Source organism: Lutimaribacter saemankumensis (assembly GCF_900100005.1).
Taxonomy (GTDB): Bacteria; Pseudomonadota; Alphaproteobacteria; order Rhodobacterales; family Rhodobacteraceae; genus Lutimaribacter; species Lutimaribacter saemankumensis.
Genome location: NZ_FNEB01000003.1, coordinates 117,786 through 143,478, shown reverse-complemented (window position 1 = coordinate 143,478; position 25,693 = coordinate 117,786). Strand labels below are relative to the sequence as shown.

Annotated in this window: 27 protein-coding genes; 11 read left to right on the top strand and 16 right to left on the bottom strand. The window is 66.6% G+C overall.

The window, feature by feature from the left end:
- Positions 1 to 22: 22 nt before the first annotated feature.
- A complete protein-coding gene (locus BLT50_RS07880) occupies positions 23 to 1,795 on the top strand; it encodes an SLC13 family permease (protein WP_090028119.1) in 1,773 nt (590 codons plus the stop codon).
- A 3-nt stretch (positions 1,796 to 1,798) separates the two neighbouring features.
- Here BLT50_RS07880 and BLT50_RS07875 read toward each other — a convergent pair whose 3' ends face one another.
- The 8 genes from BLT50_RS07875 to fabA all read right to left on the bottom strand — a co-directional run bounded on the left by BLT50_RS07875 (position 1,799) and on the right by fabA (position 9,028).
- Complete coding sequence (locus tag BLT50_RS07875; protein ID WP_090028118.1) at positions 1,799 to 3,577, bottom strand: SLC13 family permease; 1,779 nt, start codon at positions 3,575 to 3,577, stop codon at positions 1,799 to 1,801.
- A gap of 24 nt (positions 3,578 to 3,601) precedes the next feature.
- Positions 3,602 to 4,534 (bottom strand): DMT family transporter, encoded by a 933-nt coding sequence (locus tag BLT50_RS07870; RefSeq protein ID WP_090028117.1) that lies wholly within the window; start codon positions 4,532 to 4,534, stop codon positions 3,602 to 3,604.
- Positions 4,531 to 5,343 carry a TIGR00282 family metallophosphoesterase gene (locus BLT50_RS07865; RefSeq protein WP_090028116.1) on the bottom strand — a complete coding sequence of 271 codons (813 nt, stop codon included), beginning with the start codon at positions 5,341 to 5,343 and terminating at the stop codon, positions 4,531 to 4,533. Before BLT50_RS07865 ends, BLT50_RS07870 begins: the two co-directional genes overlap by 4 nt.
- Before the next feature lie 138 nt (positions 5,344 to 5,481).
- Positions 5,482 to 6,273 carry an enoyl-ACP reductase FabI gene (locus tag BLT50_RS07860; RefSeq protein WP_090028115.1) on the bottom strand — a complete coding sequence of 264 codons (792 nt, stop codon included), beginning with the start codon at positions 6,271 to 6,273 and terminating at the stop codon, positions 5,482 to 5,484.
- 7 nt (positions 6,274 to 6,280) lie between these two features.
- Positions 6,281 to 7,510 carry a beta-ketoacyl-ACP synthase I gene (gene fabB, locus BLT50_RS07855; protein ID WP_090028334.1) on the bottom strand — a complete coding sequence of 410 codons (1,230 nt, stop codon included), beginning with the start codon at positions 7,508 to 7,510 and terminating at the stop codon, positions 6,281 to 6,283.
- 102 nt (positions 7,511 to 7,612) lie between these two features.
- Positions 7,613 to 8,119, bottom strand: a complete 507-nt coding sequence (locus BLT50_RS07850; protein ID WP_090028114.1) for an REP-associated tyrosine transposase — start codon at positions 8,117 to 8,119, stop codon at positions 7,613 to 7,615.
- Between the two features lie 56 nt (positions 8,120 to 8,175).
- Positions 8,176 to 8,505 carry a zinc ribbon domain-containing protein YjdM gene (locus BLT50_RS07845; protein ID WP_090028113.1) on the bottom strand — a complete coding sequence of 110 codons (330 nt, stop codon included), beginning with the start codon at positions 8,503 to 8,505 and terminating at the stop codon, positions 8,176 to 8,178.
- A gap of 13 nt (positions 8,506 to 8,518) precedes the next feature.
- Positions 8,519 to 9,028 (bottom strand): bifunctional 3-hydroxydecanoyl-ACP dehydratase/trans-2-decenoyl-ACP isomerase, encoded by a 510-nt coding sequence (gene fabA, locus BLT50_RS07840; protein WP_090028112.1) that lies wholly within the window; start codon positions 9,026 to 9,028, stop codon positions 8,519 to 8,521.
- 176 nt (positions 9,029 to 9,204) lie between these two features.
- Here fabA and irrA point away from each other — a divergent pair, with 176 nt between their 5' ends.
- Positions 9,205 to 9,627: an iron response transcriptional regulator IrrA gene (gene irrA / locus BLT50_RS07835; RefSeq protein WP_090028111.1), complete on the top strand. Its 423-nt coding sequence runs from the start codon at positions 9,205 to 9,207 to the stop codon at positions 9,625 to 9,627.
- 230 nt (positions 9,628 to 9,857) lie between these two features.
- Here the strand turns inward: irrA and BLT50_RS07830 are convergent, their stop codons facing one another.
- The 4 genes from BLT50_RS07830 to BLT50_RS07815 form a co-directional block, all read right to left on the bottom strand.
- Positions 9,858 to 10,187, bottom strand: coding sequence for a hypothetical protein (locus tag BLT50_RS07830; RefSeq protein WP_090028110.1), 330 nt, complete (start codon positions 10,185 to 10,187; stop codon positions 9,858 to 9,860).
- 121 nt (positions 10,188 to 10,308) lie between these two features.
- The gene (locus tag BLT50_RS07825) at positions 10,309 to 11,286 is read right to left on the bottom strand and encodes a threonine ammonia-lyase (protein ID WP_090028109.1); all 978 of its coding nucleotides are present in this window, start codon (positions 11,284 to 11,286) and stop codon (positions 10,309 to 10,311) included.
- The gene (locus tag BLT50_RS07820) at positions 11,283 to 12,107 is read right to left on the bottom strand and encodes an alpha/beta fold hydrolase (RefSeq protein WP_090028108.1); all 825 of its coding nucleotides are present in this window, start codon (positions 12,105 to 12,107) and stop codon (positions 11,283 to 11,285) included. Before BLT50_RS07820 ends, BLT50_RS07825 begins: the two co-directional genes overlap by 4 nt.
- A complete protein-coding gene (locus tag BLT50_RS07815; protein WP_090028107.1) occupies positions 12,107 to 12,793 on the bottom strand; it encodes a haloacid dehalogenase type II in 687 nt (228 codons plus the stop codon). Before BLT50_RS07815 ends, BLT50_RS07820 begins: the two co-directional genes overlap by 1 nt.
- 180 nt (positions 12,794 to 12,973) lie before the next feature.
- Between BLT50_RS07815 and BLT50_RS07810 the strand changes: the two genes are divergently transcribed.
- From BLT50_RS07810 to BLT50_RS07795, 4 genes are all read left to right on the top strand, one after another.
- Positions 12,974 to 13,402 carry an FKBP-type peptidyl-prolyl cis-trans isomerase gene (locus BLT50_RS07810; RefSeq protein ID WP_090028106.1) on the top strand — a complete coding sequence of 143 codons (429 nt, stop codon included), beginning with the start codon at positions 12,974 to 12,976 and terminating at the stop codon, positions 13,400 to 13,402.
- Positions 13,403 to 13,570: 168 nt separating this feature from the next.
- The gene (locus BLT50_RS07805) at positions 13,571 to 13,789 is read left to right on the top strand and encodes a hypothetical protein (protein ID WP_090028105.1); all 219 of its coding nucleotides are present in this window, start codon (positions 13,571 to 13,573) and stop codon (positions 13,787 to 13,789) included.
- Positions 13,790 to 13,861: 72 nt separating this feature from the next.
- Complete coding sequence (locus BLT50_RS07800; protein WP_090028104.1) at positions 13,862 to 14,437, top strand: hypothetical protein; 576 nt, start codon at positions 13,862 to 13,864, stop codon at positions 14,435 to 14,437.
- Between the two features lie 119 nt (positions 14,438 to 14,556).
- On the top strand, positions 14,557 to 15,105 hold the full coding sequence (locus BLT50_RS07795) for a hypothetical protein (RefSeq protein WP_245723329.1): 549 nt from the start codon (positions 14,557 to 14,559) through the stop codon (positions 15,103 to 15,105).
- Positions 15,106 to 15,114: 9 nt separating this feature from the next.
- Here BLT50_RS07795 and BLT50_RS07790 read toward each other — a convergent pair whose 3' ends face one another.
- Complete coding sequence (locus BLT50_RS07790) at positions 15,115 to 16,032, bottom strand: DMT family transporter (RefSeq protein WP_245723328.1); 918 nt, start codon at positions 16,030 to 16,032, stop codon at positions 15,115 to 15,117.
- A gap of 86 nt (positions 16,033 to 16,118) precedes the next feature.
- Between BLT50_RS07790 and BLT50_RS07785 the strand changes: the two genes are divergently transcribed.
- Genes BLT50_RS07785 through truA form a run of 3 tightly spaced genes read left to right on the top strand, consistent with a single transcriptional unit; the run spans position 16,119 to position 20,336 of the window.
- Positions 16,119 to 17,744: an AMP-binding protein gene (locus BLT50_RS07785; RefSeq protein WP_090028101.1), complete on the top strand. Its 1,626-nt coding sequence runs from the start codon at positions 16,119 to 16,121 to the stop codon at positions 17,742 to 17,744.
- 6 nt (positions 17,745 to 17,750) lie between these two features.
- A complete protein-coding gene (locus tag BLT50_RS07780) occupies positions 17,751 to 19,517 on the top strand; it encodes a carboxyl transferase domain-containing protein (RefSeq protein ID WP_090028100.1) in 1,767 nt (588 codons plus the stop codon).
- Positions 19,518 to 19,568: 51 nt separating this feature from the next.
- The gene (gene truA, locus BLT50_RS07775) at positions 19,569 to 20,336 is read left to right on the top strand and encodes a tRNA pseudouridine(38-40) synthase TruA (protein ID WP_090028099.1); all 768 of its coding nucleotides are present in this window, start codon (positions 19,569 to 19,571) and stop codon (positions 20,334 to 20,336) included.
- 94 nt (positions 20,337 to 20,430) lie between these two features.
- On the opposite strand, the gene BLT50_RS07770 is transcribed toward truA, so the two are convergent.
- The 3 genes from BLT50_RS07770 to BLT50_RS07760 are packed head-to-tail and all read right to left on the bottom strand — an operon-like array spanning position 20,431 to position 23,359.
- On the bottom strand, positions 20,431 to 21,195 hold the full coding sequence (locus tag BLT50_RS07770; protein ID WP_090028098.1) for a LamB/YcsF family protein: 765 nt from the start codon (positions 21,193 to 21,195) through the stop codon (positions 20,431 to 20,433).
- On the bottom strand, positions 21,192 to 22,124 hold the full coding sequence (locus BLT50_RS07765) for a hypothetical protein (protein ID WP_090028097.1): 933 nt from the start codon (positions 22,122 to 22,124) through the stop codon (positions 21,192 to 21,194). Before BLT50_RS07765 ends, BLT50_RS07770 begins: the two co-directional genes overlap by 4 nt.
- On the bottom strand, positions 22,121 to 23,359 hold the full coding sequence (locus tag BLT50_RS07760; protein WP_090028096.1) for an NAD(P)/FAD-dependent oxidoreductase: 1,239 nt from the start codon (positions 23,357 to 23,359) through the stop codon (positions 22,121 to 22,123). Before BLT50_RS07760 ends, BLT50_RS07765 begins: the two co-directional genes overlap by 4 nt.
- Positions 23,360 to 23,503: 144 nt before the next feature.
- On the opposite strand from BLT50_RS07760, the gene BLT50_RS07755 reads away from it, so the two are divergent.
- Positions 23,504 to 24,205, top strand: coding sequence for a hypothetical protein (locus tag BLT50_RS07755; RefSeq protein ID WP_090028095.1), 702 nt, complete (start codon positions 23,504 to 23,506; stop codon positions 24,203 to 24,205).
- A 117-nt stretch (positions 24,206 to 24,322) separates the two neighbouring features.
- Positions 24,323 to 25,669: a 3-phosphoshikimate 1-carboxyvinyltransferase gene (aroA, locus tag BLT50_RS07750; protein ID WP_090028094.1), complete on the top strand. Its 1,347-nt coding sequence runs from the start codon at positions 24,323 to 24,325 to the stop codon at positions 25,667 to 25,669.
- Positions 25,670 to 25,693: the final 24 nt, after the last annotated feature.

Genomic DNA, 25,693 nt, shown 5'->3' with positions numbered 1-25,693 from the left:
GCAAAGCGTCTAAACCTTGGGCATGACCCAGGACCAGATCATCTTGTTCGCGCTTTTCGCCGGTGTTTTCGCCATGCTGCTGTGGGGGCGTTACCGCTATGATATCATAGCGTTTTCCGCCCTCATGATCGGGGTGGTGGTCGGGGTCGTTCCGACCGATCAGGCATTTTCCGGCTTTGGCCACCCGGCCACGCTGGTCGTGGCGCTGGTGCTGGTCGTGTCGACGGGGCTGATGCGCTCTGGCGCGGTTGGGCTGATCACGCGCACCCTGATCGACAGCGGCCGGAGCCTGGGCGGCCATATCACGCTGATGGGCGGTGTCGCGGGCGTCCTGTCGGCCTTCATGAACAACGTGGCCGCGCTGGCGCTGCTGATGCCGGTCGACATCCAGACCGCGCGCAAGGCCGGGCGCAGCCCGTCGCTGTCGCTGATGCCGCTGTCGTTTGCGACGATCCTGGGCGGCATGGCCACTCTGATCGGCACACCGCCCAACATCATCATCGCGGCGATCCGGGGCGACAGCCTGGGCGAACCCTTCGCCATGTTCGATTTCGCCCCCGTCGGCGCGCTGACCGCGCTTGTCGGGCTGGTCTTTGTCGCGACCATCGGCTGGCGGCTGATCCCGCAGCGCGACGATGCGATGGCCGAGGCGCGCGATTTCAACGCCTATATCGCCGAGCTGACCGTGCCCGAGGACTCCGACCTGCCGGGCCGCCGCGTGGCAGAGCTGATCCCCGACGCCGACGAGGCGGATGTCGCCATCATCGGGCTTGTGCGCGGGGGAAAGCGGCTCTACGGCAGCGCCCACAACACCGAGATACGCGCAGGCGACGCCTTGGTGATCGAGGCCGCGCCCGACGCGCTGGACGAGTTTCGCAGCACGCTTGGCCTCGCCTTTTCCGACGAAACCCGCGAAGAACGGCTCAAGGCCGAGGGCGAAGGACTGTCGCTGCTTGAGCTTGTGGTGCCGGCGGATGCCCGCATCCTTGGCAAAACCGCGCAATCCGTGGGACTTGCCTGGCGCCAGCGCGCGGTGCTGCTGGGAATTTCACGCCAGGGCCGGCGCATCACCAAGCAGGTCCGCAAGACCGAGGTCAAACAGGGCGATATCCTTCTGGTCCTGGCCCCGCGCGACCGTGCCGCTGATATCGCCGACTGGCTCGGGTGCCTGCACCTTGCCGATCGCGGCCTGACCGTCACGGACGACAGCAAGACCTGGGCCGCAATCGGCCTGTTCGCCGTCGCCGTGGCGCTGGCCAGTTTCGGCTTTCTTTACCTGCCCATCGCGCTTGGCATCGTCGTGGTGTTCTATGCCCTGCTCAAGATCGTGCCCCTGTCCGAGCTTTACGACAGCATCGAATGGCCGGTGATCGTCCTGCTTGGCTCGATGATCCCGCTGGGTGCCGCGCTCGAGGATGCGGGCGGCACCGCGCTGATCGCCGGTGGCCTTGTGACCCTGACGGAAGGTTGGCCGGCCTGGGCGATCCTGGCGACCCTGATGGTCGTCACGATGACGCTGTCGGACGTGCTGAACAACACCGCCACCGCCATCGTCGCCGCCCCAGTCGGCATCCAGATGGCGCAATCGCTGGGCGTGTCGCCCGATCCCTTCCTGATGGCCGTGGCGATCGCGGCATCGTCGGCGTTCCTGACGCCCATAGGGCACAAGAACAACACGCTGGTCCTGGGCCCTGGCGGCTACCGGTTCGGCGATTACTGGCGGATGGGTCTGCCTCTCGAGGCGCTGGTGATCGCGGTCTCGGTGCCGCTCATCCTTGTGTTCTGGCCGCTCTGAGGCTCAGAACGGAAAGAAAAACGGGATCAGCGCCGAGGCCAGGATTCCCACGCTCAGGTTCAGGGGCACACCCACACGCAGGAAATCGGTGAACCGGTACCCGCCCGGCCCGTAGACCAGCATGTTTGTCTGGTATCCGATCGGCGTGGCGAAACTGCAGCTTGCCGCCACCATGACCGCCACCACCAGCGGGCGCGGATCGACGCCGATCGCCTGCGCCAGACCGATGGCGATGGGGGTGATCACAACCGCCACCGCATTGTTGCTGACCATCTCGGTCAGCACACTGGTCAGCAGGTAGATGGCCCAGATGATCGCGAATGGCGGAAGAACGGACAGGACCGGCGAAATCGCGTTCACGATCAGCGCCACGGCACCAGTGTGCTCCAGCGCCGCACCGATGGCCAGCATGGCAAAGATCAGCGCCAACAGGCGCCCGTCGACAAAGGAAAACGCCTCGTCCGCATCGATGCAGCGCGTCAGCAGCACCAGCGCCACCGCGATGACCGCCAGCGGCAGGATCGGCGCAACCCCCATCCCCGCAAGCGCAACGACGCCGACTAGGGCGGTGATGGCAACCGGCGCATGGCCGCGCCGGAAAGCGCGCGCCGAGGGGTGGCTGACATCGACAAGGTCCATTTCCTGCGCCAGGCGTTTGATGTCTTCGGGCGCGCCTTCCAGCAGCAGCGTGTCACCGACACGGACGACCAGTTCGTCGAGCTGCCGGCCGATATTCTGGTTCCGCCGGTGCACCGCCAGCGGGTAGACGCCGAACCGCCGCCGCAGCCGCAACGCACCCAGACGGCGGCCCACCATCTTGCAGCCCGGCGTGATCAGCACCTCGACCGTGGAGGTTTCCACCGCGCTCACCTGGTCCACGCGCTTGAGGCTCTTGTTGCGCTGCAGGCTCAGCAATTCGGTCATCTGGGTGCGCAAGACCACCCTATCGCCCACCTGCAACGTCACGCCCTGCAAGTCGCGCCGGAGAGACTGGTCCCCCCGGATCACGTCGACCAGCCGTACGCCTTCGCGCTTGAAAAGCTGCACGCCCGTGACCTCGCGCCCGATCAGGTTGCTGTCGGGCGGAATGACCGCCTCGGTAAAGAATTTCATCTTCGAGCGGTCCGACAGCATGGTGGCCATGCTGTCACGCTCGGGCAGCAGCAGCGGGCCGATCACGGCCAGATAGAACATGCCCCATACCACGAGGATGATCGCCAGGGGCGTGACCTCGAAAATCGAAAACGCCTCCAACCCGTTGGCGCGGGCCACGCCGTCGACCAAAAGGTTGGTCGATGTCCCGATCAGCGTCAGCGTGCCGCCCAGGATAGCGGCATAACTCAGCGGGATCAGCAACTTGGATGCCGAATGACCCAGTGTGCGCGCCAGCTGGACGAACACGGGGATCATCACCACGACGACGGGCGTGTTGTTCATGATGGCCGACGCCACGATCACGAAACCCAGAAGCATCGCGATGGCCAGGCGCGGATGGCTTTGCGCGCGCCTGTCTGCAAAGGCGGTGAACACGTCCAGCGCCCCTGTGCGCACCAGGGCACCCATCACGATGAACATGGTCGCGATCGTCCAGGGCGCAGGGTTCGACAACACATCGAGCGCCCGGTCATAGGGCACCAGCCCCAGAACCAGCATCAGCGCCGCGCCACCGATGGCCACCACCTCGGCCGGGTACCATTCCTTGACGAACAGCACGAACATGACCAGCACGACAACAAGCGTCAGAGCGGCCTGTCCCGACTGGGAAAACTGGATGATGTCCATGACTGCGCCTCGTGCTGCCCGCGCTCAATTCGCGCCAGTTTCGCCGATGCCCTGTGCCGGGGCAAGGGCCGCCGCGCGCCGCGGCTGAACAAGGAAAAGCCCCGCCAGCATCAGCGCAAGCGCCGCCCAGATGAACGGCGAATAGGTTTCGCCAAGTATCAGCATGGCCCAGAGCATGCCAAACCCCGTGACAAGGTAACTGACCTGCGCCGCAAAGACCGACCCCGCGCGCCCCACCAGCCAGACGTAGCTGCTGTAAACCAGCGCATGCACCACAGACGAGGCGGCAAGCGCCCATTCCGGAGCGCCCAGCGGCCAGCGCGGTGCAATCCACTGCCCGCTGAACCACGCCAGCGGCAACGCCAGCCCGGTTCCGAACACCGAGGCCCAGAACAGCAATTGCAGCGGCCCCAGACCAGCGGTTCCCCATTTCGCGACCATGTTTCCCTCGAAGGCATAGCAAAGCGGCGCGATCAGCCCCAAGGGGATGAACAGCGCCATCGCCGGGTCCGGCAGGCTGGCTTCGGGTGCGACCAGCAACCAGACCGCCGCCAACCCCAGCGCCAGCCCCAAAAGCCGCACGGGGCGGAAACGGTCGATGCCCAGCGCCAGAGCGATGGGAAAGGCCAGCATCGGGATCAGCGACAGCAGGATCGACATCACGCCCGCAGGCAGGCGCGCATAGGCGGCATAGCTGGCGCTGTTGGGGATCAGCGTGCCGATCAGCGCAATGACCAGCGCCCAGCGCACCTGCGGCCAGCCGATCCGCAGCGGCCGCCCGGTGGCGCGGCAGATCACGCCCAGCACCGCCGCCGAAATCGCCAATTGCCAGAAAATCAGGCCCAGCGGGCGATAGCCCGTACTGACCGCGATCTTGCTCAGCGGTCCGGTCACGCCCCAGCCCGCGCCGATCACCACAAGCGCGGCAACCAGCCCGGCCCATGCGGTGCGCGTCACGGGCCCGCCTGCGGCAGGTGCCCGCCCTGGCGCACCATCTCGATCCGTGTGGCGCGCCCAGTGCGGTCGTCGGTTTCGATATAGACCCCCGACAACGTCGCCTCACCCAGCGCCGGGGTGAACCGCCCCTTGGCCATGCCGGTGACGAAGCGGCGCATCGGCTCGGCCTTTTCCATCCCGATGACCGAGTTGTAGTCGCCGCACATCCCCGCATCCGACAGCAGCGCCGTGCCGCCGGGCAGGATCTGCGCATCCGCCGTCGGCACATGGGTATGCGTGCCCACCACAAGGCTCGCCCGCCCGTCGCAGAAATGGCCCATGCCCATCTTCTCGCTCGTGGCCTCGCAGTGCATGTCGACCACCGCCGCCTGAACCGCACCGCCCAGCGGGTGCGCGCGCAGAACCCCGTCGATGGCCGAAAACGGATCGTCGAAGGCGCGCTTCATGAACACCTGCCCCAGGACCTGCGCCACCAGGATCTTGCGCCCGCGCGCGTCCGAAAACACCCGCGCCCCGCGTCCCGGCGCCTGCTTGGCGAAATTGATCGGGCGGATGATGCGCGGCTCGGCCTCGATCGCCTGCAGCATCTCCTTCTGGTCGAAGGCATGATCGCCCAGCGTCACGCAATCCGCGCCTGCCTCGAACAGCAGCTTGGCATGGGCCGCGGTCAGCCCGGCCCCGTTGCTGGCGTTCTCGCCGTTCACGATCACGAAATCCAGGCCCCAATCCGCCCGCAGCCCCGCCAACCTCTCGGTCACCGCGGTGCGCCCGGCCCGCCCCATCACATCGCCCAGAAACAATATCTTCATGGCCCTGCCCTACTGCGCCCCGCCCCGGCGGGCAAGCGCCCGCATCTTCATCTTGCCTCAAATACTCCCGCCGGAGGCATCCCGAGGCGCGGCACGCGCCGAGACACAAAGCGCGCGCCAGGGGCGCGCACAATCGTCTTACAGGTTCTCGGGCTGCGGCATCCCCAGCACGTGGTACCCGCCATCGACAAGGATCACCTCGCCCGTGGTATACGCTCCCGCATCCGAGGCCAGCCAGACAGCCGTGCCGCCCACCGCCTCGAGCGTCGCGTTCGACCGCAGCGGCGCGTTCATCTCGGTATGCTTGTAGGTCTTGCGCGCGCCCCCGATGGCCGCGCCGGCCAGCGTCTTCATCGGGCCGGGGCTGATCGCGTTCACCCGGATGCCGTCGGGCCCGAGATCATTGGCCAGATAGCGCGTCGTGGCCTCGAGCGCGGCCTTGGCCACGCCCATCACGTTGTAGTTCGGCACGACCCGCTGGCTGCCCTGATAGGTCAGCGTCAATAGCGTCCCGCCGTTTTCCTTCATCAACGGATAGGCACGGCGCGCCACCTCGATGAAGGAATAGGCCGAGATATCCATCGAGTTCTTGAAATTCGCCCGGCTGGTATTGATGAACCGCCCGGTCAGTTCCGTCTTGTCGGAATAGGCGATGGCGTGGACCAGGAAATCGATCGTCGGCCAGCGCTCGGCCAGCTCGGCAAAGGCGCGGTCCAGCGTTGCGTCGTCGGTGACGTCGCAATCGACCATGAAATCGCTTCCGACGCTTTCGGCCAGCGGCTCCAGCCGCTTGCCGAACGCCTCGCCCTGGTAGGTAAAGGCCAGTTCCGCCCCGGCTTCGGCCATGGCCTTGGCGATGCCCCACGCGATGGAGCGGTCGTTCGCCACCCCCATGATCAGGCCGCGCTTGCCCTCCATCGGTTTCGTCATGCTCGCCTCATTCGCGGAATTTCGACAGGATCATCGACCCGTTCGTGCCGCCAAAGCCGAACGAGTTCGTCATAACCGAGTCGAGCCCGGCATTTTCGACGAGCGCCGTCGCGATCTCGGACGGTTTCAGCGCCGGGTCGAGCGTTTCGACGTTGATCGAGGGGATGATGAAATCATGTTCCAGCGCCAGCAGGCAATAGATCGCCTCCTGCGCGCCGGTGGCGCCCTGGCTGTGGCCGGTCATCGACTTGGTCGAACTGACGGGCGGGGTCTGGCCGTCGCCAAAGACGCGGCGCACGGCCTCGATCTCGCCCACGTCGCCCACCGGGGTCGATGTGCCATGCGCGTTGATGTAGCTGACCTTGCGATCCTCGGACAGCGTCTGCAGGGCCAGGCGCATCGCGCGCTCGCCCCCCTCGCCCGAGGGGGCCACCATGTCATGCCCGTCCGACGTGGCGGCATAGCCCGTCACCTCGGCATAGATCTTGGCGCCGCGCGCCTTCGCATGTTCCAACTCTTCCAGCACGACGATGCCACCGCCGCCACCGATCACGAAACCGTCGCGGTTCGCGTCGAATGCGCGCGACGCCTTTTCCGGCGTGTCGTTGTATTTCGAGCTCATCGCGCCCATCGCGTCGAAAAGGCACGACAGCGTCCAGTCCAGCTCTTCGCCGCCGCCGGCGAACATCACGTCCTGCTTGCCCATCATGATCTGTTCCGCCGCGTTGCCGATGCAATGCAGCGAGGTCGAGCAGGCCGAGGTGATGGAATAGTTGATGCCCTTGATCTTGTAGGCGGTCGACAGGTTCGCGCTGATCGTCGAGGACATGCATTTCGGCACGGCGAACGGCCCGATCCGCTTGGGGCTGCCCGAATTCAGAACCGTCTGGTGTGCGGCCAGCATCGCGGATGTGGACGGCCCGCCCGACCCTGCCACCAGGCCGGTGCGCGGGTTGGAGATGTCGCTGTCATCCAGCCCGGAATCGGCGATCGCCTGGCCCATGGCGATGTAGGCATAGGCGGCACCCGGTCCCATGAAACGCAGCGTGCGCTTGTCCACGTGCTCGGTGACGTCCAGTTTCACGTCCCCCGCGATCTGGCTGCGGAACCCGTGCTCTTTCATCGCCTCATTGGCGGTGATCCCGGATTTGCCAGCCTTGAGTGCGGCCAGAACCTCTTCGGCGTTGTTGCCGATGCTGGAAACGATGCCCAGCCCTGTTACGACGACGCGGCGCATATGGCCTCCCTTCATGTGTCCGTGGACTGTGTAGGGCATGGGGGCGGTCAGGTGCAAGCAGGGAAGGCGGCGGCGGGGTAAACCCCGCCCTACCGGCACGGGTCACGCGGCCCGCCTGTCACGGTGGATCGAAGAATAGGGCCAGTCCACGGCGGAGTCGGCCAGACCCAGTTTCACCGGGCTTGTCAGGCAATGCAGCAGATGGCGCTCATAATCTTCACGGTCGCGGATGTGATGCTCCCAGAAACGGGGCTGCCAGATGCCCGTTTCGCCCTTGCGTAGGGCGGGGTTCACCCCGCCGCGCACCGACAGCGGCGCGGCTTCGGGCGCGCGCCCGGCAAGGCGCAGATTCTTGGAAAACCGTGCCTTGATCGCGCCCCAGCGTTGGGAATAGCTGCTGTCGCCTTCAGGCAAGGTCCACATGGCATGCATGTGGTCGGGCAGCACCACCCAGGCGTCGATGTGAAACGGGCGCCGGTCGCGGGTGACCTGCACCGCCTCGCGCAGGATGCGGATTTCGTCGGTTAGCAAGGTGCTGCCCCGCCGGGCAAGGCAGACAGTGAAGAAAACGGTCGCACCCGCGACCCGTGGGCGTCGATAGTTGGGCATGGCCCACCCTGACGCGCCATTGGTTCAGAACCGGTAAACAGGCGAATGACGCGCTGCTACTTGGTCACTTTCTTCACGAACTGCGATTTCAGACCGATCTGGCCGACGCCGGGGATCTTGCAATCGATGTCGTGATCGCCCGCCACAAGGCGGATGTTACGCACCTTGGTGCCGACCTTAACCGTGGACGAGGTGCCGCCCAGCTTGAGATCCTTGATCACCGTCACCGTGTCGCCATGGGCGAGCGGGTTGCCAACGCTGTCGCGGATCACGTCGTCCTGGGACGTGGTCGCGGACCATTCGTGGCCGCATTCCGGGCAGACCAGCAGCGCGTCGAGTTCGTAGGTGAAGGCCGAGCCGCACTCGGGACAGGGGGGCAATTCCATGCGCCTAAGCCGCTCAGCTTTCGCTGAGCGCCACTTTCATGTCCTTGACCTCATAGATCACTTCGCCATCGGCCTCGACGATACCATCGGCCACACCCATGGTCAGGCGGCGGGTCTGCACGGCCTTGGTGAAATCCACCTTGTAGGTCAGCATCTTGCGGTCCGGTCGCACCATGCCTTTCAGCTTGACCTCGCCCACACCCAGCGCATAGCCGCGCCCCGGCCAGCCGCGCCAGCCGAGGTTGAACCCGGTCAGCTGCCACAGCCCATCCAGGCCCAGGCAGCCCGGCATGATCGGGTTGCCGGGAAAGTGGCATTCGAAAAACCACAGGTCGGGGGTGATGTCGAATTCGGCCACGACATGGCCCTTTCCGTGTGCGCCGCGATCCTCCGAGATGTCGGTGATGCGGTCCATCATCAGCATCGGCGGTTCGGGCAGCTGTGCGTTGCCGGGGCCGAAAAGCTCGCCCCGCGCGCATTTCAAAAGGTCTTCCTTGTCGAAGCTGCTCGGATAGTTGGCCATGCAGGCGCGTCCTTCTGTCGTGTCCCAAAGTTGCGCCTCCTCTAGCACCCTGCCGCGGCGCGCTGCAAGTGGCTGGGATGTTGCGTTGCGGCAATGGGCGTTGGGTTTTGCGGTGTTTTCGTTTGAAATCCCCCGGGTGCAGCCCCTATATTACCGTTTGAACAGGGGAAATCGGCATGATCGTGACCAAGCAGCATCTCGAACGCGGAACCGACTGGCTGGCCGGGGGCGGATTGCGCCCGACGCGGCAGCGCGTGGCGTTGGCGGCGCTTCTCGTCGGGGATGGAAACCATCGGCACGTCACCGCTGAAAGCCTGTTCGCAGATGTGCGCGACAGTGGAGAAAAAGTAAGCCTGGCAACGGTTTACAACACGCTCCGCGCGTTCTGCGAGGTCGGATTGCTGCACGAGATCACGGTGGACGGGACGAAAAGCTATTTCGACACCAACACCCATGACCATCCGCATTTCTTCTGGGAGGACAGCGGCACGTTGCAGGACGCCCCGAGCGAAGAGCTGGAAATCAAACGCCTGCCGACCGCGCCCGAAGGGGCCGAAGTGGCGGCTGTCGACGTCGTGATCCGGCTGCGCCGAACCTGACCGACCCACCCGATTTAAATGGTTAACCGCGCGGTTCCGCCGTGAAATCGCGCGCTTCTGAACGAAACGTTACCGGAAATCGCGCGATCCGCGCCCAGAACCGCGCGGGTTATCGGCGCGCGCTGCCGCAGGGTTTCGTCAACCCGGTATCATGCTACCCCAAATCCACCCGGCCCGGACGGGACCGCACGGTTTCGCCTGAAAACCGCGCGGTCGTTAAGGGTTTGCCCCTACGCCCCCACCAGGATCGTTCCGGCGATCACCAGCCCTCCGCCAGCGATTTCGCGGGCGGTGAGTGTTTCGCCAGCCCAGAGCGCGTAACCGAGGACCATCAGTGTCTCGGCCGCGATGATGGCGATGTAGACGTTGGACAGGTCCATCTGGCGCAAAAGCTGCACCTCGGCCAGGACAATCACCAAAAAGACGACCGCCAGCAGCGCCATGAACGGGGGCGTCGTGCCGGATTGCGCCATGAGCTTCATCGCGATGGCGGCAAGCGCATAACCGGCAGCCGCCAATACGATAAGAAAGACCCGCGAAGAGGTCAGGAAGACATCCATCGAAATATCCCTCGGGGGCGAAAAATGCTGCCCCTCGTCATGTGAAAAGTGACGACAGGATGCCACGGAACCGGAGACCGGCCTATACGGAAATTCCTTACCACTGCCCGCGCGGGGCGGCCTAGCCTTCGAGCGTATCGAGCGCGCGGGTGAACATGGCGCGATCGACGTTGCCGCCGGTCGCCACGGCAATCACCGCCTCGCCTTCGATGCGGTCGCCGTGGAAGATGGCCGCGGCAAGCGCCGCGGCGCCACCCGGTTCGACAACGATCTTGAGATGCTGCCAGGCCAAGGCCATGGCGCGCAGCACCTGGTCGTCGGTGACAACCATACCCGGCCCGCACAGCGCCCGCATGATAGGAAAGGTCAGCTCGCCCGGTGCGGGGGTGACAATGGCATCGCAGATGCTGCCCGAGGGGCGGTCATTGGTCTGGATCGTGCCGACCGCGAGCGAACGCGCGACGTCGTCGAAACCTTCGGGTTCGCAGGGACGCGCGCGCAGGCCCGGCGCCTCGGCGGCCAGGGCCAGTGCGATGCCCGAGGTCAGACCACCGCCGCCGCAGCAGACCAGCACGTCGCCGTCCTCGACTCCGACCTCGGCGGCCTGTTCGGCGATTTCCAGCCCGGTCGTGCCCTGCCCGGCGATCACCTGCGGCTCGTCATAGGGCTTGATCAGCGTCATGCCGCGCTCGGCGGTCAGCTTTGCGCCCACTTCCTCGCGGCTTTCGCCGCCGGCGCGGTCATACAGAACCACCTCGGCCCCGTAGGCGCGGGTGTTGGCGATCTTCATCGCGGGGGCGTCGGCGGGCATGATGATGACGGCAGGCGCGCCGTGCATCGCCGCCGCCAGCGCCACGCCCTGTGCATGGTTGCCGCTGGAATAGGCGATGACGCCCCTTTCGCGGGTCCGGGCATCGAGCGCGGACACCGCGGAAAACCCGCCGCGGAACTTGAAGCTGCCGGTGAATTGCAAGCACTCGGCCTTGACGTAGAGCTTGCGCCCGACAAGCTGGTCGAGCAGTGGCGCGTTCAAGAGCGGCGTGACCCGCTTTTGCCCGGCGAGCCGCCCGTTCGCGGCATGGATCATGTCGATGTTCATTGCATTTTCGCGATCCACGCCTGCAGGGCTTCGAGGGCCGGTTTTTCGTCCAGGAAAGGGATATGCGCGCGGTCGGGGACGCGCGCGACGATCAGGTCGGGGTTGCGACGGGCCATTTCGTCGACGGTCGCCGCGCTGAGGATGTCGGAATTGACGCCGTGGATCACCGCCGCCGGCAAGGGCGCGATGGCATCGTAGAGCGGCCAGAGATCAGGCGCACCGGTGGCGCCCGCCGCGATCACCGCGTCGCGCAGTTTCGGGTCGTAGTTGATCCTGACGCCATCGGCCGTTTCGGTGTGGGTATGCGTCACTTCCTTGCGCCAGCGCTCCAGCGGCACGCCGGGAAAGGTGGGCTCCATCGCCTGCTTGCGGGCGGCGGCCATGCTGTCGAAATCGTCAAAGCCGGGATCGCGCCCGAGATAGCCCATGATGACATCGAGCCCGGCGGGTTCCAGCACGGGGCCGATGTCGTTCATGGCGACGCCCAGCAGCCGGTCATGGGCGGTGGCGGCCAGCATCATGGCGATGATCCCGCCGCGCGACGTGCCCAGCACACCGGCCTTCTGAAGGCCGAGGTGGTCCATCAGCTCCAGTGCATCGCGCGCCTCGCGCGGAACGGTGTAGGTGGCGGGATCTGCCCAGTCGGACTGCCCGCGCCCGCGGTAATCCAGCCGGATCAGGCGCGCGTGGCCCAGATGCGGCGCGACGAAATCGAAGTCGCGCGCGTTGCGCGTCAGCCCGGACAGGCACAGCACCGGCAGGCCGGTGCCTTCGTCTTCGTAATGGAGCCGCAGCCCGTCGGACGTGGTGAAATCGGACATCAGCCCCTCGCGAGTTCGGGTATGGTGGCAAGATCGTTCAGGATGTGGTCAGGGCGGCCGGGCAGGCGGTCGACCGGTTCGCCCGCGCGGTTGACCCAGACGGTGGCAAAGCCATAGGCCGCCGCCGCGCCCGCATCCCAACCGTTCGAGGACACGAACAGAACGTGGTTCTTGGCCACGCCGAACCGCTGCAGCACCATGTCATAGACTTGCGGGGCGGGCTTGAAGATGCCGACGCTTTCCACCGACAGCACGTCGTCGAGCACCTCTTCGAGGCCGGCGGACTGCACGGCGCCGGCCAGCATGTCGGGGCTGCCATTGGACAGGATTGCCGTGGCAAAACCGTTTTCCTTGAGCCGGGTCAGCATCTGCGGCACCTCGGGGTAGGCCTGAAGCTGCCAGTACAGCGCCAGCAGGCGGTCGCGCAGCGCGGCATCGCCATCGAGCCCCTGCGCCTCGAGCGCCCAGTCCAGCCCGTCCTGCGTGACGGTCCAGAAATCGGTGTGATCGCCGGTGATCGCGCGCAGCCAGCTGTATTGCAGCTGCTTGGCGCGCCAGTCGGCCGCCAGCTGCGGCCAGTGTTCGGCCAGTTTCTCGCCACCGGGGCTTTCAGCGGCTTGCCGGGCTGCGGCGGACACGTCGAATAGCGTCCCGTAGGCGTCGAATACGCATGTCGTTATGGCCATGCCACCCTCCTGTTCACGGGGGCAGACTGGCACGGGGAAAAAGATTGGAAAAGCGCAAAAAGCGCGCGAACGGACCTGTTTGCGCCTTCCGGGCCTTTGGGATAGGATCGCCCGCGACGCATGAGAACCCGCGCAGACACGCGGCCTCGCAATTCACCCCCTCAAAGACAGGATACATTCATGACGCAGGTCAAACCGGGCGATACCGTCCGCATTCATTACACGGGCACGCTGGCTGACGGCTCGACTTTCGACAGTTCGGAAGGGCGCGATCCGCTGGAATTCACCGTTGGGTCCGGCCAGATCATTCCCGGTCTCGACAAGGCGATGCCAGGCATGGAAGTGGGCGAGAAGAAGGTCGTCGAGGTGCCCTGCGACGAGGCCTATGGCCAGCCCGACCCGAATGCCCGCCAGGCGGTGCCGCGCGCCGAGATCCCGGCCGAGATCCCGCTGGATATCGGCACCCAGCTGCAGGTTCAGACGCCGCAGGGCCAGGTGATGCCGGTGACCGTGGCCGAAGTGACCGAAAGCGAGGTCACGCTGGACGCCAACCACCCGCTGGCCGGCCGCGACCTGACCTTCGCGATCGAGCTGGTGTCGATCGGCTGAACGAAATCCGAAAAAGTTAAGCGCCACGCGGGTCTGCGTGGCGCTTTTCATACACCATCGCGTAACAATTTCATGCGACTTCGGCCGCGCTTGTGCATAAATTCGTTTGATGGTAGCGAATCAACGCAAGCGCTCAGGAGTATTGCCCCGATCGCTTGTAAGTTGACGATGGAGACTGTTTTGACACCTTCTGCATTCACCGGGTCCGACGACGCAGAACTTGCGCGCACGAAGGACAAGGCCCACGCAAGGTGGCTTAAGCGCCGCGCGCAGTCGAACCGGCAACAGGCCGACCATGCCGCGTGGTCCAAGAACGGCCTGCCGAAAACATATGACGTCGATCAAAAGGACGCCGAGGCGATCAAAACCGCCACGCTGCCGGATTAATCGCATCCACCGCTTGCACCGAGCGACGCTTCGTGACAATCACCTAGGTCCGGTAAGCGGTGAGTTTGTTTCATGTCCTATAACCTCATTCAGAAAGATATCCTGACCCTCATGCGTGAAGGGGACGGGGAGAACAGGCCCGTAGATATCTTTGTCGAGGTGATTTCGAAGGAAATCGACGAGATCGCCGGCAATTTCGGTGTCACCGCCCATGTATCCAAGGAAAAGCTGATCCAGGCTTGGGAAGTCTGGGACAGCGACCTTATGGAACTGAACATCCGCGAAAGCGAAGAACCGTGCCATTTCAAGCACGCGGGCTGGCTGTGCCATTGGCTGCGCCGCAAACAGCCCATCTACAAGCTGGAGCCGCTGTTGCCGCACCGGCGGCAGGACATTTTCGACGATCACCACAACGAGGTGATCGGGCTGCGGGTGGCGACGTATTACGAATGTTGCCGGCATAATCTGCCAAAGGGCTCGATCAGCGCATCCATGCGGAAGGTAATCGATCGGGAATACTACACCGATTTCGTGAACTACCTGAGCCACAAGAGCGTGTCGCCCCACGCCATATTCCTGAGCCTGCGGTCGATTTTCGCGCAGCCACCACTGGTTTGGGCGACAGAGGGTCCCGTTGCCGTCGAATGACCGCGCCATTGCCCGCGGGTTCTGCAATATGCGCCATTTTCTGCTAGGGTAGTTCCGACCACCCAGCGGAGACCGCCCATGCCATCACCGCCGAAACGCTGATCGCCCGCATCCGCGCGTTGCAGGACGAGCTGGAAGAAGAAATCTCGCGCCGGGGGGAGGCGTTCCGCTACAGCCTGCGCCACGGGCGGGTCGAGTTCGAGGAAGAGGCCCGGCGCCGGCACCGGGAAATGCGGGTGCGTCTGGGTACTTTCCTGCGCCAGACCCGGCCCATGGTGGTGCTGACCGCGCCGGTGATCTACGCGATGATCGTGCCTTTCGCGCTTCTGGACCTGTTCGTGACGATCTATCAGGCGGTGTGTTTCCCGGTCTACGGCATCCCCCGCGTCCGGCGCCGCGACCACATCCGCATCGACCGTCATCACCTGCAATATCTAAACGGTCTGCAAAAGCTGAACTGCATCTATTGCGGCTATGCCAACGGGCTGATCGCCTATGTCCGCGAAATCGCCGGCCGGACCGAGGCCTATTGGTGCCCGATCAAGCACGCCGCGCGGGTCGAGGGGCGGCATGGCCATTATGCCGAGTTCCTGGATTACGGCGATGCCGAAGGGTTCGAGGCGGGGTTGCAAGCGTCGCGCGAAAAGGTTTTGAAGGAAGGCGACTAGACCCGGCGGTCAGATCGGGTCGGGCGTTTGCAGCCTGTGCCCGCGCCATGCGATCAGCAGCCCTGCAAGGATGATCAACGCGATCCCCGCGCCCTGCCACGACCCCACGGACTGCGCGAACAGCACCCAGCCGAACAGCGGGCCCCAGATCATCACCGAATATTCGAAGACCGAGACATGGCTGGCTTCGGCCAGTTGGTAGGCGCGGATGATGCCGAACACCCCCGCGACCGAGCCCACGGCCTGCAGCCAGATCAGGCCCCAGCTTTGCTGCACGGGCCAGACCCAGGCGCGGGTCAGGAACCCGTCGCCCTGCAGGCCGGCGAGTGGGATCAGGCCCAGCACCAGGGCCGACACCGCCACCTGCATCGCCAGCATCCAGGCAAGCAGGCAGATGGTGCTTTCGCCCGTGCACCAGCTGCGGGTGGCAAGGGCGCTCATGGCATAGAACGCCCCGCCGGCCAGCGGCAGGACCAGCCAGGCTGACACCCCCTGCCCGCCCGGCTGCAGCACCAGCAGCACACCGGCAAACCCCACCAGAACCGCCACCGCGCGCCATGGCCCGAAGCGGTGGCCCAGCACCGCCCAGCCGATCAGCAGAACGAAGATGGGGGATGTAAACAGCCCCGCCAGTGCCTGCGCGATCGGCATCAGCCCCAGCGCGCCGAAATAGCACAGCATCGCAAGCGTCAGCAGGAAACTGCGCCCCAGCACGGGCCACCAGCGGCGGGGCCAGAACGCGCCCATCCCCAGCCTGGACATGATCCAGACCAGCGGGATCGCGATGGCCGACCGCAGGATGAAGAACTGCCACAATCCGATTTCCCGCGCGATCACGGTGACGTAATTGTCGATGAACCCGATGACCAGCATCGCGGCCAGCATCCACAGGGCGGCAGCGGCCGGGGCGTTTTGCGGATTCGTCATTCGGGGCCTTTTCATTTCCTGCCTTCGCGCAATACTCTGTCCGCCGGGCCGCGCGCCAGACAATTTTCTTGCGAGGGAGGAAGCCGATGGGCTGGATGAAGGATGAAACCGGGCTGGGCAAGACGCCTGCGAATTACGTGCCGCTGACGCCGCTGTCGTTCCTGCGCCGCGCGGTGCAGGTTTTCCCCGGCCACGAGGCCGTCGTCTATGGCCCGGTGCGGCGCAGCTATGCCGAATATCACGAGCGGGTGACGCGGCTGGCCTCGGCGCTGGCGAAGCTTGGCGTGAAACCGGGCGACGTGGTGGCGACGCTTTTGCCCAACATCCCCGCCCAGGCCGAGGCACATTTCGGCGTGCCCGCCTGCGGGGCCGTTCTGAACACGATCAACACGCGTCTCGAGGCGGATACCGTGGCCTACATCATGGATCACGGCGAAGCGAAGGTGCTGCTGGTCGATCCGCAATTCCTGCCGATGGCGGCCGAGGCGATCGAACGGATGGAGGGGGCGGCCCCCATCGTGATCGAAGTGGCCGACGATCATGCCGGGGTCCATGCGCATGGGCACTACATGGAATACGAGGCGCTGCTGGAAACGGGCGACCCGGAATTCGACTGGATCATGCCCGAGGACGAATGGGAATCGATCGCGCTGAATTACACCTCGGGTACGACGGGCCGGCCCAAGGGCGTGGTCTATCACCATCGCGGGGCTTATCTGAACGCGATGGGCCAGGTCATAAGCTGGCGCATCACGCTGCATCCCCGCTATCTGACGATCGTGCCGCTGTTTCACTGCAACGGCTGGTGCCACACCTGGATGATGCCGTCGGTGGGCGGCACGGTGATCTGCTGCCGCGACATAAGGGCGGATTCGATTTTCGACGCGATCGCGGATGAAAAGGTCACGCATTTCGGCGGGGCGCCGATCGTGCTGAACACGCTGATCAACGCGCCCGAAAAGGACCGCCGGGATTTCGACCATGTGGTCGAGGTGTTCACCGCCGGCGCGCCCCCTGCCCCCGCGACGCTCGCCAAGATCGAGCCGATGGGATTCAACGTCACGCATGTCTATGGGCTGACCGAAACCTACGGGCCGGCGACGGAATGCACCTGGCAGGGCGAATGGGACGGGTTGCAGGGCGATGACCGCGCCGCCGTCAAGGCGCGCCAGGGCGTCGCCATGCCCTTCATGGAGCCGGTGCAGGTCTGGGACGAAAAGCACAATCCCGTGCCGATGGACGGCAAGACCCAGGGCGAGATCGTGTTTCGCGGCAACGGCGTGATGAAGGGGTACCTGAAGAACCCCGAGGCCACGGCCGAGGCGTTCGCGGGCGGCTATTACCATTCGGGCGATATCGCCGTGCAGCATCCCAACACCTACCTGCAGATCGCGGACCGGGCCAAGGACATCATCATCTCGGGCGGCGAGAATATCAGCTCGGTCGAGGTCGAGGGCGTCCTGATGGGGCACCCGGACGTGCTGCTCTGTGCGGTGGTGGCCAAGCCGGACGAGAAATGGGGCGAGGTGCCATGCGCCTTTGTCGAGCTCAAGGACGGGCACAGTGCGGACGAGGCGGCGCTGATTTCCTATGCGCGCGAAAGGCTGGCCGGCTTCAAGACGCCCAAGCATGTCGTGTTCCAGGAATTGCCCAAGACATCGACAGGCAAGATCCAGAAATTCCAGCTTCGCAACATCGCGAGAGAGATGTAGCGGCCCATGACCACGCTGACGGCCGAGGGTGCGGCGATCATCGCCGAATTGCGCGTGGGCGCAGGTGACACCGTGCCCGAAGGCGCGGTGCTGCTGGTGACCGAACTGATGAAGATGCGCCACGATATCCGCGCCGGTTTCGGCGCGCGGGTGACGGCGGTGCATGTCGCGGTGGGCGACGAGGTGCGGCAAGGCACGCCGTTGATGACGCTGGAGCCCGCCGAAGTGGCGCAACCCGCGCCCGAGGCGCAGGCGGAACGCGCCGATCTGGCGGAATTCGCCGCACGCATGGCGCTGGTGCGCGATGACGCACGCCCTGACGTCGTGGCCGCACGCCATGCCAAGGGCAAGCGGATGGCACGCGAAAACCTGGACGACCTGTTCGATCCGGGCAGCTTCACCGAATACGGCGCGCTCGCGGTGGCCGCCCAGCGCGGCACCCGCCCGCTGGACGCGTTGCAGGCGCGCACGCCGGGCGACGGTATCGTCTGCGGCACCGGGCTGGTCGGGGGCCGCCCGGTGGCGGCCATGGCGGTGGACTACACGGTGCTGGCAGGCACGCAGGGATTCAACCACCACCGCAAGATGGACCGGCTAATCGAAGTCGCCGCGCGCGATGCCCTGCCCATCGTGCTCTTTGCCGAGGGCGGCGGCGGCCGGCCCAACGACACCGACGTGGCCGACATCATGGCGGCCTGGCTGAACGTCACCTCGTTCCGGCATTTCGCCGCCCACAAGGGGCCCAAGATCGGCATCGTCACCGGCTATTGCTTTGCCGGGAACGCGGCGCTTTTCGGCACCTGCGATCTGCGCATTGCCACGACGGACAGCTTCATCGGCATGGGCGGGCCCGCGATGATCGAAGGCGGCGGGCTTGGCGTGGTCGCCCCGACCGAGATCGGCCCAAGCGACGTGCTGGCGGCCAACGGGGTGATCGACCTGCTGGTCGAAGACGAGGCGGGCGCCGTCGCCGCTGCGCGTCAGGTGCTGGGCCTGCATGGCGCGGCGGACGATGTCGCGCCGCCCACCGGTGCACCGCGCGACGCGGTGCCGGCAGACCGCACCCGCGCCTATGACATGCGCGCGGCCATCGGCACATTGGCGGACGCGGGCAGTTTCCTGGAACTGCGCCGCGATTTCGGCAGCGGCATGATCACCGGGTTCGCCCGCATCATGGGGCGTGAGGTCGGCCTTTTGGCGAACAACCCGCTGCATCTGGGCGGTGCGATCGACGCGCCCGCCGCAGACAAGGGCGCGCGGTTCCTGCAGCTTTGCGATGCCTGGGGCCTGCCGGTCGTCACGTTGTGCGACACGCCCGGTTTCATGGTCGGCCCCGAGGTCGAAAAGACCGGCCAGGTCGCCCATGTGTCGCGCCTGTTCCTGGCGGGGGCGCATTTCGGCCAGCCGATGGTCACGGTGATCCTGCGCAAGGCCTATGGGCTGGGCGCGATGGCGATGGCGGGCGGCGGGTTCGACCGGCCGCAACTGTGCTGCGCCTGGCCCACCGGCGAGGTCGGCGCGATGGGTCTGGAAGGCGCGGTCCGGCTGGGCGCACGCGACCACCTGGCCGCGATCGGGGACGAAAGCGCGCGCGAGGCCGAGTTTCGGCGGCTTGTCGACCAGCTCTATGAACGGGGCCGCGCGCTGAACGCGGCGAGCCTGCTGGAATTCGACGCGGTGATCGACCCCGACGACACCCGCACGGTGATCGACCGCGTTTTGGCCACAGCGGGCCCGGCACGGCCCGGACCGCGCTATGCCGATGCGTGGTAGACCGCCGCGCGCGCCTGCGGCATAAGGCGCGCGATCCCAGGGAAAGGTGCGATGCCCCGCTACGCGTTGAAAATCGAATATGACGGCGCGCCCTTCGCGGGCTGGCAATGGCAGGACGACCAGCCATCCGTGCAGGGCGCGGTCGAGGCCGCGCTGCGCCGGCTGGAACCCGAGGTGCCGCGCATCGCCGCAGCAGGGCGCACAGATGCCGGCGTGCATGCGCTGGGACAGGTCGCGCAATGCGACATTGCCAGGGACTGGGAGCCGTTCCGCCTGTCCGAGGCGCTGAACTATCACCTCAAGCCCCTGCCCGTCGCAATCACCGCGGCGGCGCGCGTGGCCGATGACTGGCATGCGCGTTTCTCGGCCACCGAACGGCGCTATCTCTTTCGCCTGCTCACCCGCCGCGCCCCGGCCACGCACGAGGCGGGCCGCGTCTGGCAGGTGAAGACCCCGCTCGACATCGACGCGATGCGCGCGGGCGCGGCGCATCTGTTGGGCCATCACGATTTCACCACGTTCCGCTCGACCATCTGCCAGGCGAAAAGCCCGGTGAAGACGCTGGACGAGATCGCCATCACCGAAGCGCCCGGCTTCAACGGGCCCGAGATCCATTTCCACCTGCGCGCACGGTCCTTCCTGCACAACCAGGTGCGCTCGATCGTGGGCACGCTCGAACGGGTCGGTGCGGGGTCATGGGCGCCCGAAGACGTGAAAACCGCGCTTCAGGCGCGCGACCGCGCGGCCTGCGGCCCGGTCTGCCCGCCCCACGGGCTCTACCTGGCGGGGGTGGGATACCCCGACGATCCCTTCGCCTGACCTGACTGTTTTCTCTTTCCGGAAATATCCTGGGGGGTCCGGGGGGCAACGCCCCCCGGCCGGTCGGATCGGCGCAGCCGATCCGAAACCTCTCTCAGACCGGGAACCGTTCGACCGCCACGCCCGCCGTTTCCAGATGCGCACGCACCGCGCGGGCGATGCCGACCGCCTCTGGGGTGTCGCCATGCAGGCAGATCGTGTCGATCCGGGCCGGGATGCGGCGGCCGCTGGCGGCGATGATCGCGCCTTCCTGCACCATCTCCAGCACCCGCGCCGCGGCCGCGTCGGGGTCGTGGATCACCGCGCCGGGCAGGCGGCGGTCGACCAGGGTGGCGTCGTCGTTATAGGCACGGTCGGCGAATATCTCGCCCACCCAATTGCAGCCCAGGTCTTCGGCGGCGCGTTGCTGGGCGGTGCCGGCGATGACCATGATCGTGATTTCCGGCGCGACCGACAGCGCCGCCTCATAGCAGGCGCGCGCCAGGGCCGCGTCCTCGCTGCACATGTTGGCAAGCGCCCCGTGCAGCTTCAGGTGCCGCACCGTGCCACCTGCCGCACGCGCCATGCCAAGCGCCGCGCCCAGCTGATAGCGCAGGTCGTTGGCCAGCGTGGCCGCCGGCACCTGCATGCGGTAGCGGCCAAAGCCCGCAAGGTCGCGAAAGCCCGGATGCGCGCCGATGCCGACGCCCTTTTCCACCGCGCGGGCCATGGTCGCGGCCATCACGTTCGGGTCGCCTGCGTGAAAGCCGCAGGCGATATTGGCCGAGGTCACCACGTCCAGCAGCGCCGCGTCGTCCCCCAGCGTCCAGGCGCCAAAGCTTTCGCCCATATCGGCATTGAGGTCCACGCGCAGGGTCATGTAGGGTCTCCTTTCGGGCTCGGGCGGCCATAGAGCCGCGCCAGCAGGATGGGTGTCAGATACATGGGCAATTGATAACAGCCCAGCAGGATGAGCAAGGGCTCGGTCACCGATGCGGGCAAGGCCATCAGGAAAAGCGCCGCGTTGCGGTTGCCCGCAACGATCGCGGGGCCGACCGGTTCGGGCAGGCCGAGCGTGCGAAACAGGCGGTATCCGGCGATCTGCAGGCCGAAATTCACCGCCATGACGCCCGCGACCAGCCACAGGACCGGCACCGGATCGGCGCGCAGCGCGGGGCCGAGCGCCGCCATCAGCCCCACCACGATCACCGCCAGCGCAATCGCGTTCAGCCCGTCGAGCGTGCGCAGGTCGGGCGCGCGCCACACGAAAGCGCGGGTGGCGAAGCCGGCCGCAGCGGCTGCGAAGATCACCACCAGCAGCCGCGCCGAGGCGCCCAGCGCCTCGGTTCCCGCGCCGATCTCGGGGCCGAGCCACAGGATCGGCAACACGGTCAGCGGCAACAGCGCGGTGCCCAGGATCAGCAGCCGCAGCGCCGGGGCCGGGTCGCGGCCCAGAATGATCGTAAAATTGACCGAGCCGGTCACCGATGGCGCCGACAGCATCAGCAGGAACGCCAGTGCATAAGGGTGATCACGCAGGCCCAGCGCCCAAAGCGCGCCCAGTGCCGCCAGCGGCAGGGCCAATTGCAGCAGCAGCACAAGGCCCAGCGTCCGGCGCGCCTCGGCCAGCCGGCCAAGCGCGGCGCGCGCCCCGATCCTGAGCGCCGTGAGATAGAGAAGCAGCGCAACCAGATGCGGCAGCCAGGGTTTCAGCTGCGCGGCAAGCCCCGGCAGCCCCAGCCCGCCCGCCAGCCCCAGCACCAGCGCCCAGCGGGCATTCCGGGCGACGAAATGCAGCGCGCCGATCATCCGAACCGCCCCGGCGCATAGGGCGAAAGGTCGGTATTGGGCCGCTGCCCGAGGATCAGTTGCGCCAGCCAGCGGCCGGTCCTGGCCCCCGCTGTCAGGCCCACATGCTGGTGCCCCACGCCGACCCAGGCCCCCGCCACGCCCGGGACCGGGCCGATCAACGGCAGGCTGTCGGGGGTCGACGGGCGGTGGCCCATCCAGGTCGTCTCGCTTTCCCAGCGCAGATCGGGCATCGAGCGCGCCAGCGCCCGGCGCAGCAGGTTGAACGGCGCCCGCGACGGCCCGGCCTGCAGGCCGCCCAGTTCGACGATGCCCGCAAGGCGCAGGCGGCCCTCCATCGGGGTGGCGACGAACTGCCCTGCTGCCACCATCGTGGGCGCGCGCGGCATCGAAGACGGGCCCCAGAGCTCGATATGGTAGCCGCGTTCGGTTTCCAGCGGCACGTGCAGGCCCAGCGCCTTGAACAGCGGGCCGGACCAGGCGCCGGCCGCAAGCACCAGGTCGTCGCAGGGCAGAGTCTCGCCGCCCGCGCGCAGCCCCGTGACGTGGCCGTTTTCGGTGGCGATGCCCGTGGCCTCGGCCCGCAGGACACGCCCGCCCTGCCCGCGGAAATGATCCGCCAGCGCGGTGACATAGGCGCCCGGATCGCTGATGCGTCCGTGCCCGCCCATGCGTGCGGCAAAGCCGAAGCGCGACAGGAACGGATCCCAGCGGGCCAGTGCCGCGCCCTCGATTTCGTCCCATGTGACGCCGTGGGCGCGTTTCATGGCCCAGCCCGCCGCGCCTGCGGCAAAATCCGCGCGGTCGCGGTAGGCATAGACGTAATCGCAGGGATGCAGGTAGCGCGCGGCACCGGTGCCATCGGCCAGCGCGCGGTGCTGGTCGTAGGTGTCGCGCACCAGCGGCGCCAGCGCATCGGCGATGCGGGCCGTGTCGCGCGCGTTGCACCTGCGCATGAAGCCCCACAACCACGGCGCCATGCGCGGCAGGTAGGACCAGCGCAGAAACAGCGGCTGATCGGGGTCGAGCGCCATGCGCGGCGCCCGCCATATCAGCCCCGGCTCGGAATTGGGCAGGACGGCGGCGGCGGCCAGCAGGCCCGCATTGCCCTGGCTCGCCCCGGCGGCAGGCCCGTCGCGGTCGACCAGCGTCACGGACGCTCCGCCGCGCTGCAGCCAGAGCGCGGTGGCCACACCCACGATGCCCGCACCGATCACGATCACCTGCCTGTTCATGCGACTCCCCCCCCCTTGGCGGTGGACGCACATTCCCGCCTGCGCGGCGGCTTGCCAACCCCAATTACAATCGCGTGTAGGGCGATTGGCAGCGCCCGCGCGCTTGCCTATGGTCGGGATGAAACAGCCGAAGGGATCGGGCGGATGGCAGGAGATGACGGGCGCGCGGCAAGGTTCGGACCGCCGCGCAAGCTGGTGGTCTGGGGCGGCATGTTCGTTCTGGTGGCGCTGGTCGCCGCGGCGGTCGCGATGTTTCTGAGCCTGCCCGACGCCAACGTGTTCAACGACCGCGTGGCCCAGATATTCGAGGAAAACGACGCGCTGGTGAACCCCAACGAGATCAACCTGCTGATGGTTCTGGGGCAATCCGGCACGACCTTTGCCGAGGTTCTTTCGTCCTACCGGCTGATCATCCTTGTGCTGCTGGTGCTGGCCTTCTGCCTGCTGCTGTCGTCGCTCTATTTCCTGCTGACCAACGCGGCGCTGAACCAGCGCCTGCTAGAGATCGAACGGTCGGGGCTGCATATCACCTCGCTCGTGCTGAACCGCGAGCAGAAGATCGTCGAGATCAACAACATGGAATTCGGGCTGACCGACAATGCGCTGGAAACGCTGTCGGTGCTGTGCGAGGCGCGGCTGGACGACGAGATCATATCGGGGGTGGAGCTGGAGGCCACGATTTCGGGCAAGCCCTCGATCGACTGCGAAGAGGCCGGGGGTGCCACGCGCATCAAGCGGCTGCGCGATCATCTGGGCAACCAGCTGCTCAGCCAGCTTCTGATCCGGCACGTATCGCGCGAGGGTTACATGCTGACGATCAGCCCGGACGTGATCAAGCTGCAGTGACAGCCCGGCGGGCGGCGGGGCCGCGCGTGCGTATTTTCGGCATGATGCAGGTCAGGGCGATGGACCTTGCCCGGTCGGCGCGCTAGAGGGTTGGCGACGTCAGGAAAGAGGTATGCGATGTCCGCACATGGTCCGGCCCAGAAGATGATTGCGCGGCGCAGCGAGGGATTGCGCGGCGAGGCGCATGTGCCCGGCGACAAGTCGATCAGCCACCGCGCGCTAATCCTTGGTGCGCTGAGCGTGGGCGAAACGGTCGTGACCGGCCTGCTCGAAGGGCAGGACGTGCTGGACACCGCCAAGGCGATGCGGGCCTTCGGGGCCGAGGTGACGCGCGACGGCGACGGCACATGGCATGTGCACGGCGTGGGCGTGGGCGGCTTCGCCGAGCCGGGCGAGGTGATCGATTGCGGCAATTCCGGCACCGGCGTGCGGCTGATCATGGGGGCGATGGCCACCTGCCCGATCACTGCGACCTTCACCGGCGACGCCAGTCTGAACAAGCGGCCGATGGCGCGGGTGACCGACCCGCTGGCGCTGTTCGGCGCGCAGGCGGTCGGGCGCTCGGGCGGGCGGCTGCCGATGACCATCGTGGGCGCCGCCGACCCGGTGCCGGTGCGCTATACCGTGCCGGTGCCTTCGGCGCAGGTGAAATCGGCGGTGCTGCTGGCCGGGCTGAACGCGCCGGGCCAGACCGTGGTGATCGAGCGCGAGGCGACGCGCGATCATACCGAACGGATGCTGGCGGGGTTCGGCGCGGAAATCGTGACCGAGGACAGCGACGAGGGCCGGGTCATCACCCTGACCGGGCGCCCCGAGCTGCGCCCGCAGACCATCGTGGTGCCGCGCGACCCCAGCTCGGCCGCGTTTCCGGTCTGCGCCGCGCTGATCGTGCCGGGATCGGACGTGCTGGTGCCCAATATCGGGCTGAACCCCACGCGGGCGGGGCTGTTTTACACCCTGCAGGAGATGGGCGCGGACCTGACATTCGAAAACCTGCGCGAGGAAGGCGGCGAACCCGTGGCCGACCTGCGCGCGCGCCATTCGCCGGGCATGAAGGGCATCGCGGTGCCGCCCGAGCGCGCGGCCAGCATGATCGACGAATACCCGGTGCTGTCGGTGGTGGCCGCCTTTGCCGAAGGCGCGACCGAGATGCGCGGCGTCAAGGAGTTGCGCGTGAAGGAATCCGACCGCATCGCCGCGATGGCCGACGGGCTGCGGGCCGCGGGCGTCGAGGTAGAGGACGGGCCGGACTGGTGGATCGTGCATGGGCGCGGCGCGGCTGGTGTGCCGGGCGGCGCAACGGCGGCCACGCATCTCGACCACCGGATCGCCATGTCGTTCCTGGTTCTGGGGCTGGCTTCGGACGCGCCCATGACGGTGGATGACGGCGGGCCGATCGCCACGTCCTTTCCGGTTTTCGGCACGTTGATGACCGATCTGGGCGCGGATATCGGGCCTGCCTGAGCCACAACCGCGCCGCATCGCCGG

Bases quoted from the DNA above. Each gene is read 5' to 3' on its own strand.
- BLT50_RS07880 (WP_090028119.1), top strand. From the start codon at position 23: ATGACCCAGGACCAGATCATCTTGTTCGCGCTTTTCGCCGGTGTTTTC.
- BLT50_RS07875 (WP_090028118.1), bottom strand. From the start codon at position 3,577: ATGGACATCATCCAGTTTTCCCAGTCGGGACAGGCCGCTCTGACGCTT.
- BLT50_RS07865 (WP_090028116.1), bottom strand. From the start codon at position 5,343: ATGAAGATATTGTTTCTGGGCGATGTGATGGGGCGGGCCGGGCGCACC.
- BLT50_RS07860 (WP_090028115.1), bottom strand. From the start codon at position 6,273: ATGACGAAACCGATGGAGGGCAAGCGCGGCCTGATCATGGGGGTGGCG.
- fabB (WP_090028334.1), bottom strand. From the start codon at position 7,510: ATGCGCCGCGTCGTCGTAACAGGGCTGGGCATCGTTTCCAGCATCGGC.
- BLT50_RS07850 (WP_090028114.1), bottom strand. From the start codon at position 8,119: ATGCCCAACTATCGACGCCCACGGGTCGCGGGTGCGACCGTTTTCTTC.
- BLT50_RS07845 (WP_090028113.1), bottom strand. From the start codon at position 8,505: ATGGAATTGCCCCCCTGTCCCGAGTGCGGCTCGGCCTTCACCTACGAA.
- fabA (WP_090028112.1), bottom strand. From the start codon at position 9,028: ATGGCCAACTATCCGAGCAGCTTCGACAAGGAAGACCTTTTGAAATGC.
- irrA (WP_090028111.1), top strand. From the start codon at position 9,205: ATGATCGTGACCAAGCAGCATCTCGAACGCGGAACCGACTGGCTGGCC.
- BLT50_RS07830 (WP_090028110.1), bottom strand. From the start codon at position 10,187: ATGGATGTCTTCCTGACCTCTTCGCGGGTCTTTCTTATCGTATTGGCG.
- BLT50_RS07825 (WP_090028109.1), bottom strand. From the start codon at position 11,286: ATGAACATCGACATGATCCATGCCGCGAACGGGCGGCTCGCCGGGCAA.
- BLT50_RS07820 (WP_090028108.1), bottom strand. From the start codon at position 12,107: ATGTCCGATTTCACCACGTCCGACGGGCTGCGGCTCCATTACGAAGAC.
- BLT50_RS07815 (WP_090028107.1), bottom strand. From the start codon at position 12,793: ATGGCCATAACGACATGCGTATTCGACGCCTACGGGACGCTATTCGAC.
- BLT50_RS07810 (WP_090028106.1), top strand. From the start codon at position 12,974: ATGACGCAGGTCAAACCGGGCGATACCGTCCGCATTCATTACACGGGC.
- BLT50_RS07805 (WP_090028105.1), top strand. From the start codon at position 13,571: ATGGAGACTGTTTTGACACCTTCTGCATTCACCGGGTCCGACGACGCA.
- BLT50_RS07800 (WP_090028104.1), top strand. From the start codon at position 13,862: ATGTCCTATAACCTCATTCAGAAAGATATCCTGACCCTCATGCGTGAA.
- BLT50_RS07790 (WP_245723328.1), bottom strand. From the start codon at position 16,032: ATGACGAATCCGCAAAACGCCCCGGCCGCTGCCGCCCTGTGGATGCTG.
- BLT50_RS07785 (WP_090028101.1), top strand. From the start codon at position 16,119: ATGGGCTGGATGAAGGATGAAACCGGGCTGGGCAAGACGCCTGCGAAT.
- BLT50_RS07780 (WP_090028100.1), top strand. From the start codon at position 17,751: ATGACCACGCTGACGGCCGAGGGTGCGGCGATCATCGCCGAATTGCGC.
- truA (WP_090028099.1), top strand. From the start codon at position 19,569: ATGCCCCGCTACGCGTTGAAAATCGAATATGACGGCGCGCCCTTCGCG.
- BLT50_RS07770 (WP_090028098.1), bottom strand. From the start codon at position 21,195: ATGACCCTGCGCGTGGACCTCAATGCCGATATGGGCGAAAGCTTTGGC.
- BLT50_RS07765 (WP_090028097.1), bottom strand. From the start codon at position 22,124: ATGATCGGCGCGCTGCATTTCGTCGCCCGGAATGCCCGCTGGGCGCTG.
- BLT50_RS07760 (WP_090028096.1), bottom strand. From the start codon at position 23,359: ATGAACAGGCAGGTGATCGTGATCGGTGCGGGCATCGTGGGTGTGGCC.
- BLT50_RS07755 (WP_090028095.1), top strand. From the start codon at position 23,504: ATGGCAGGAGATGACGGGCGCGCGGCAAGGTTCGGACCGCCGCGCAAG.
- aroA (WP_090028094.1), top strand. From the start codon at position 24,323: ATGTCCGCACATGGTCCGGCCCAGAAGATGATTGCGCGGCGCAGCGAG.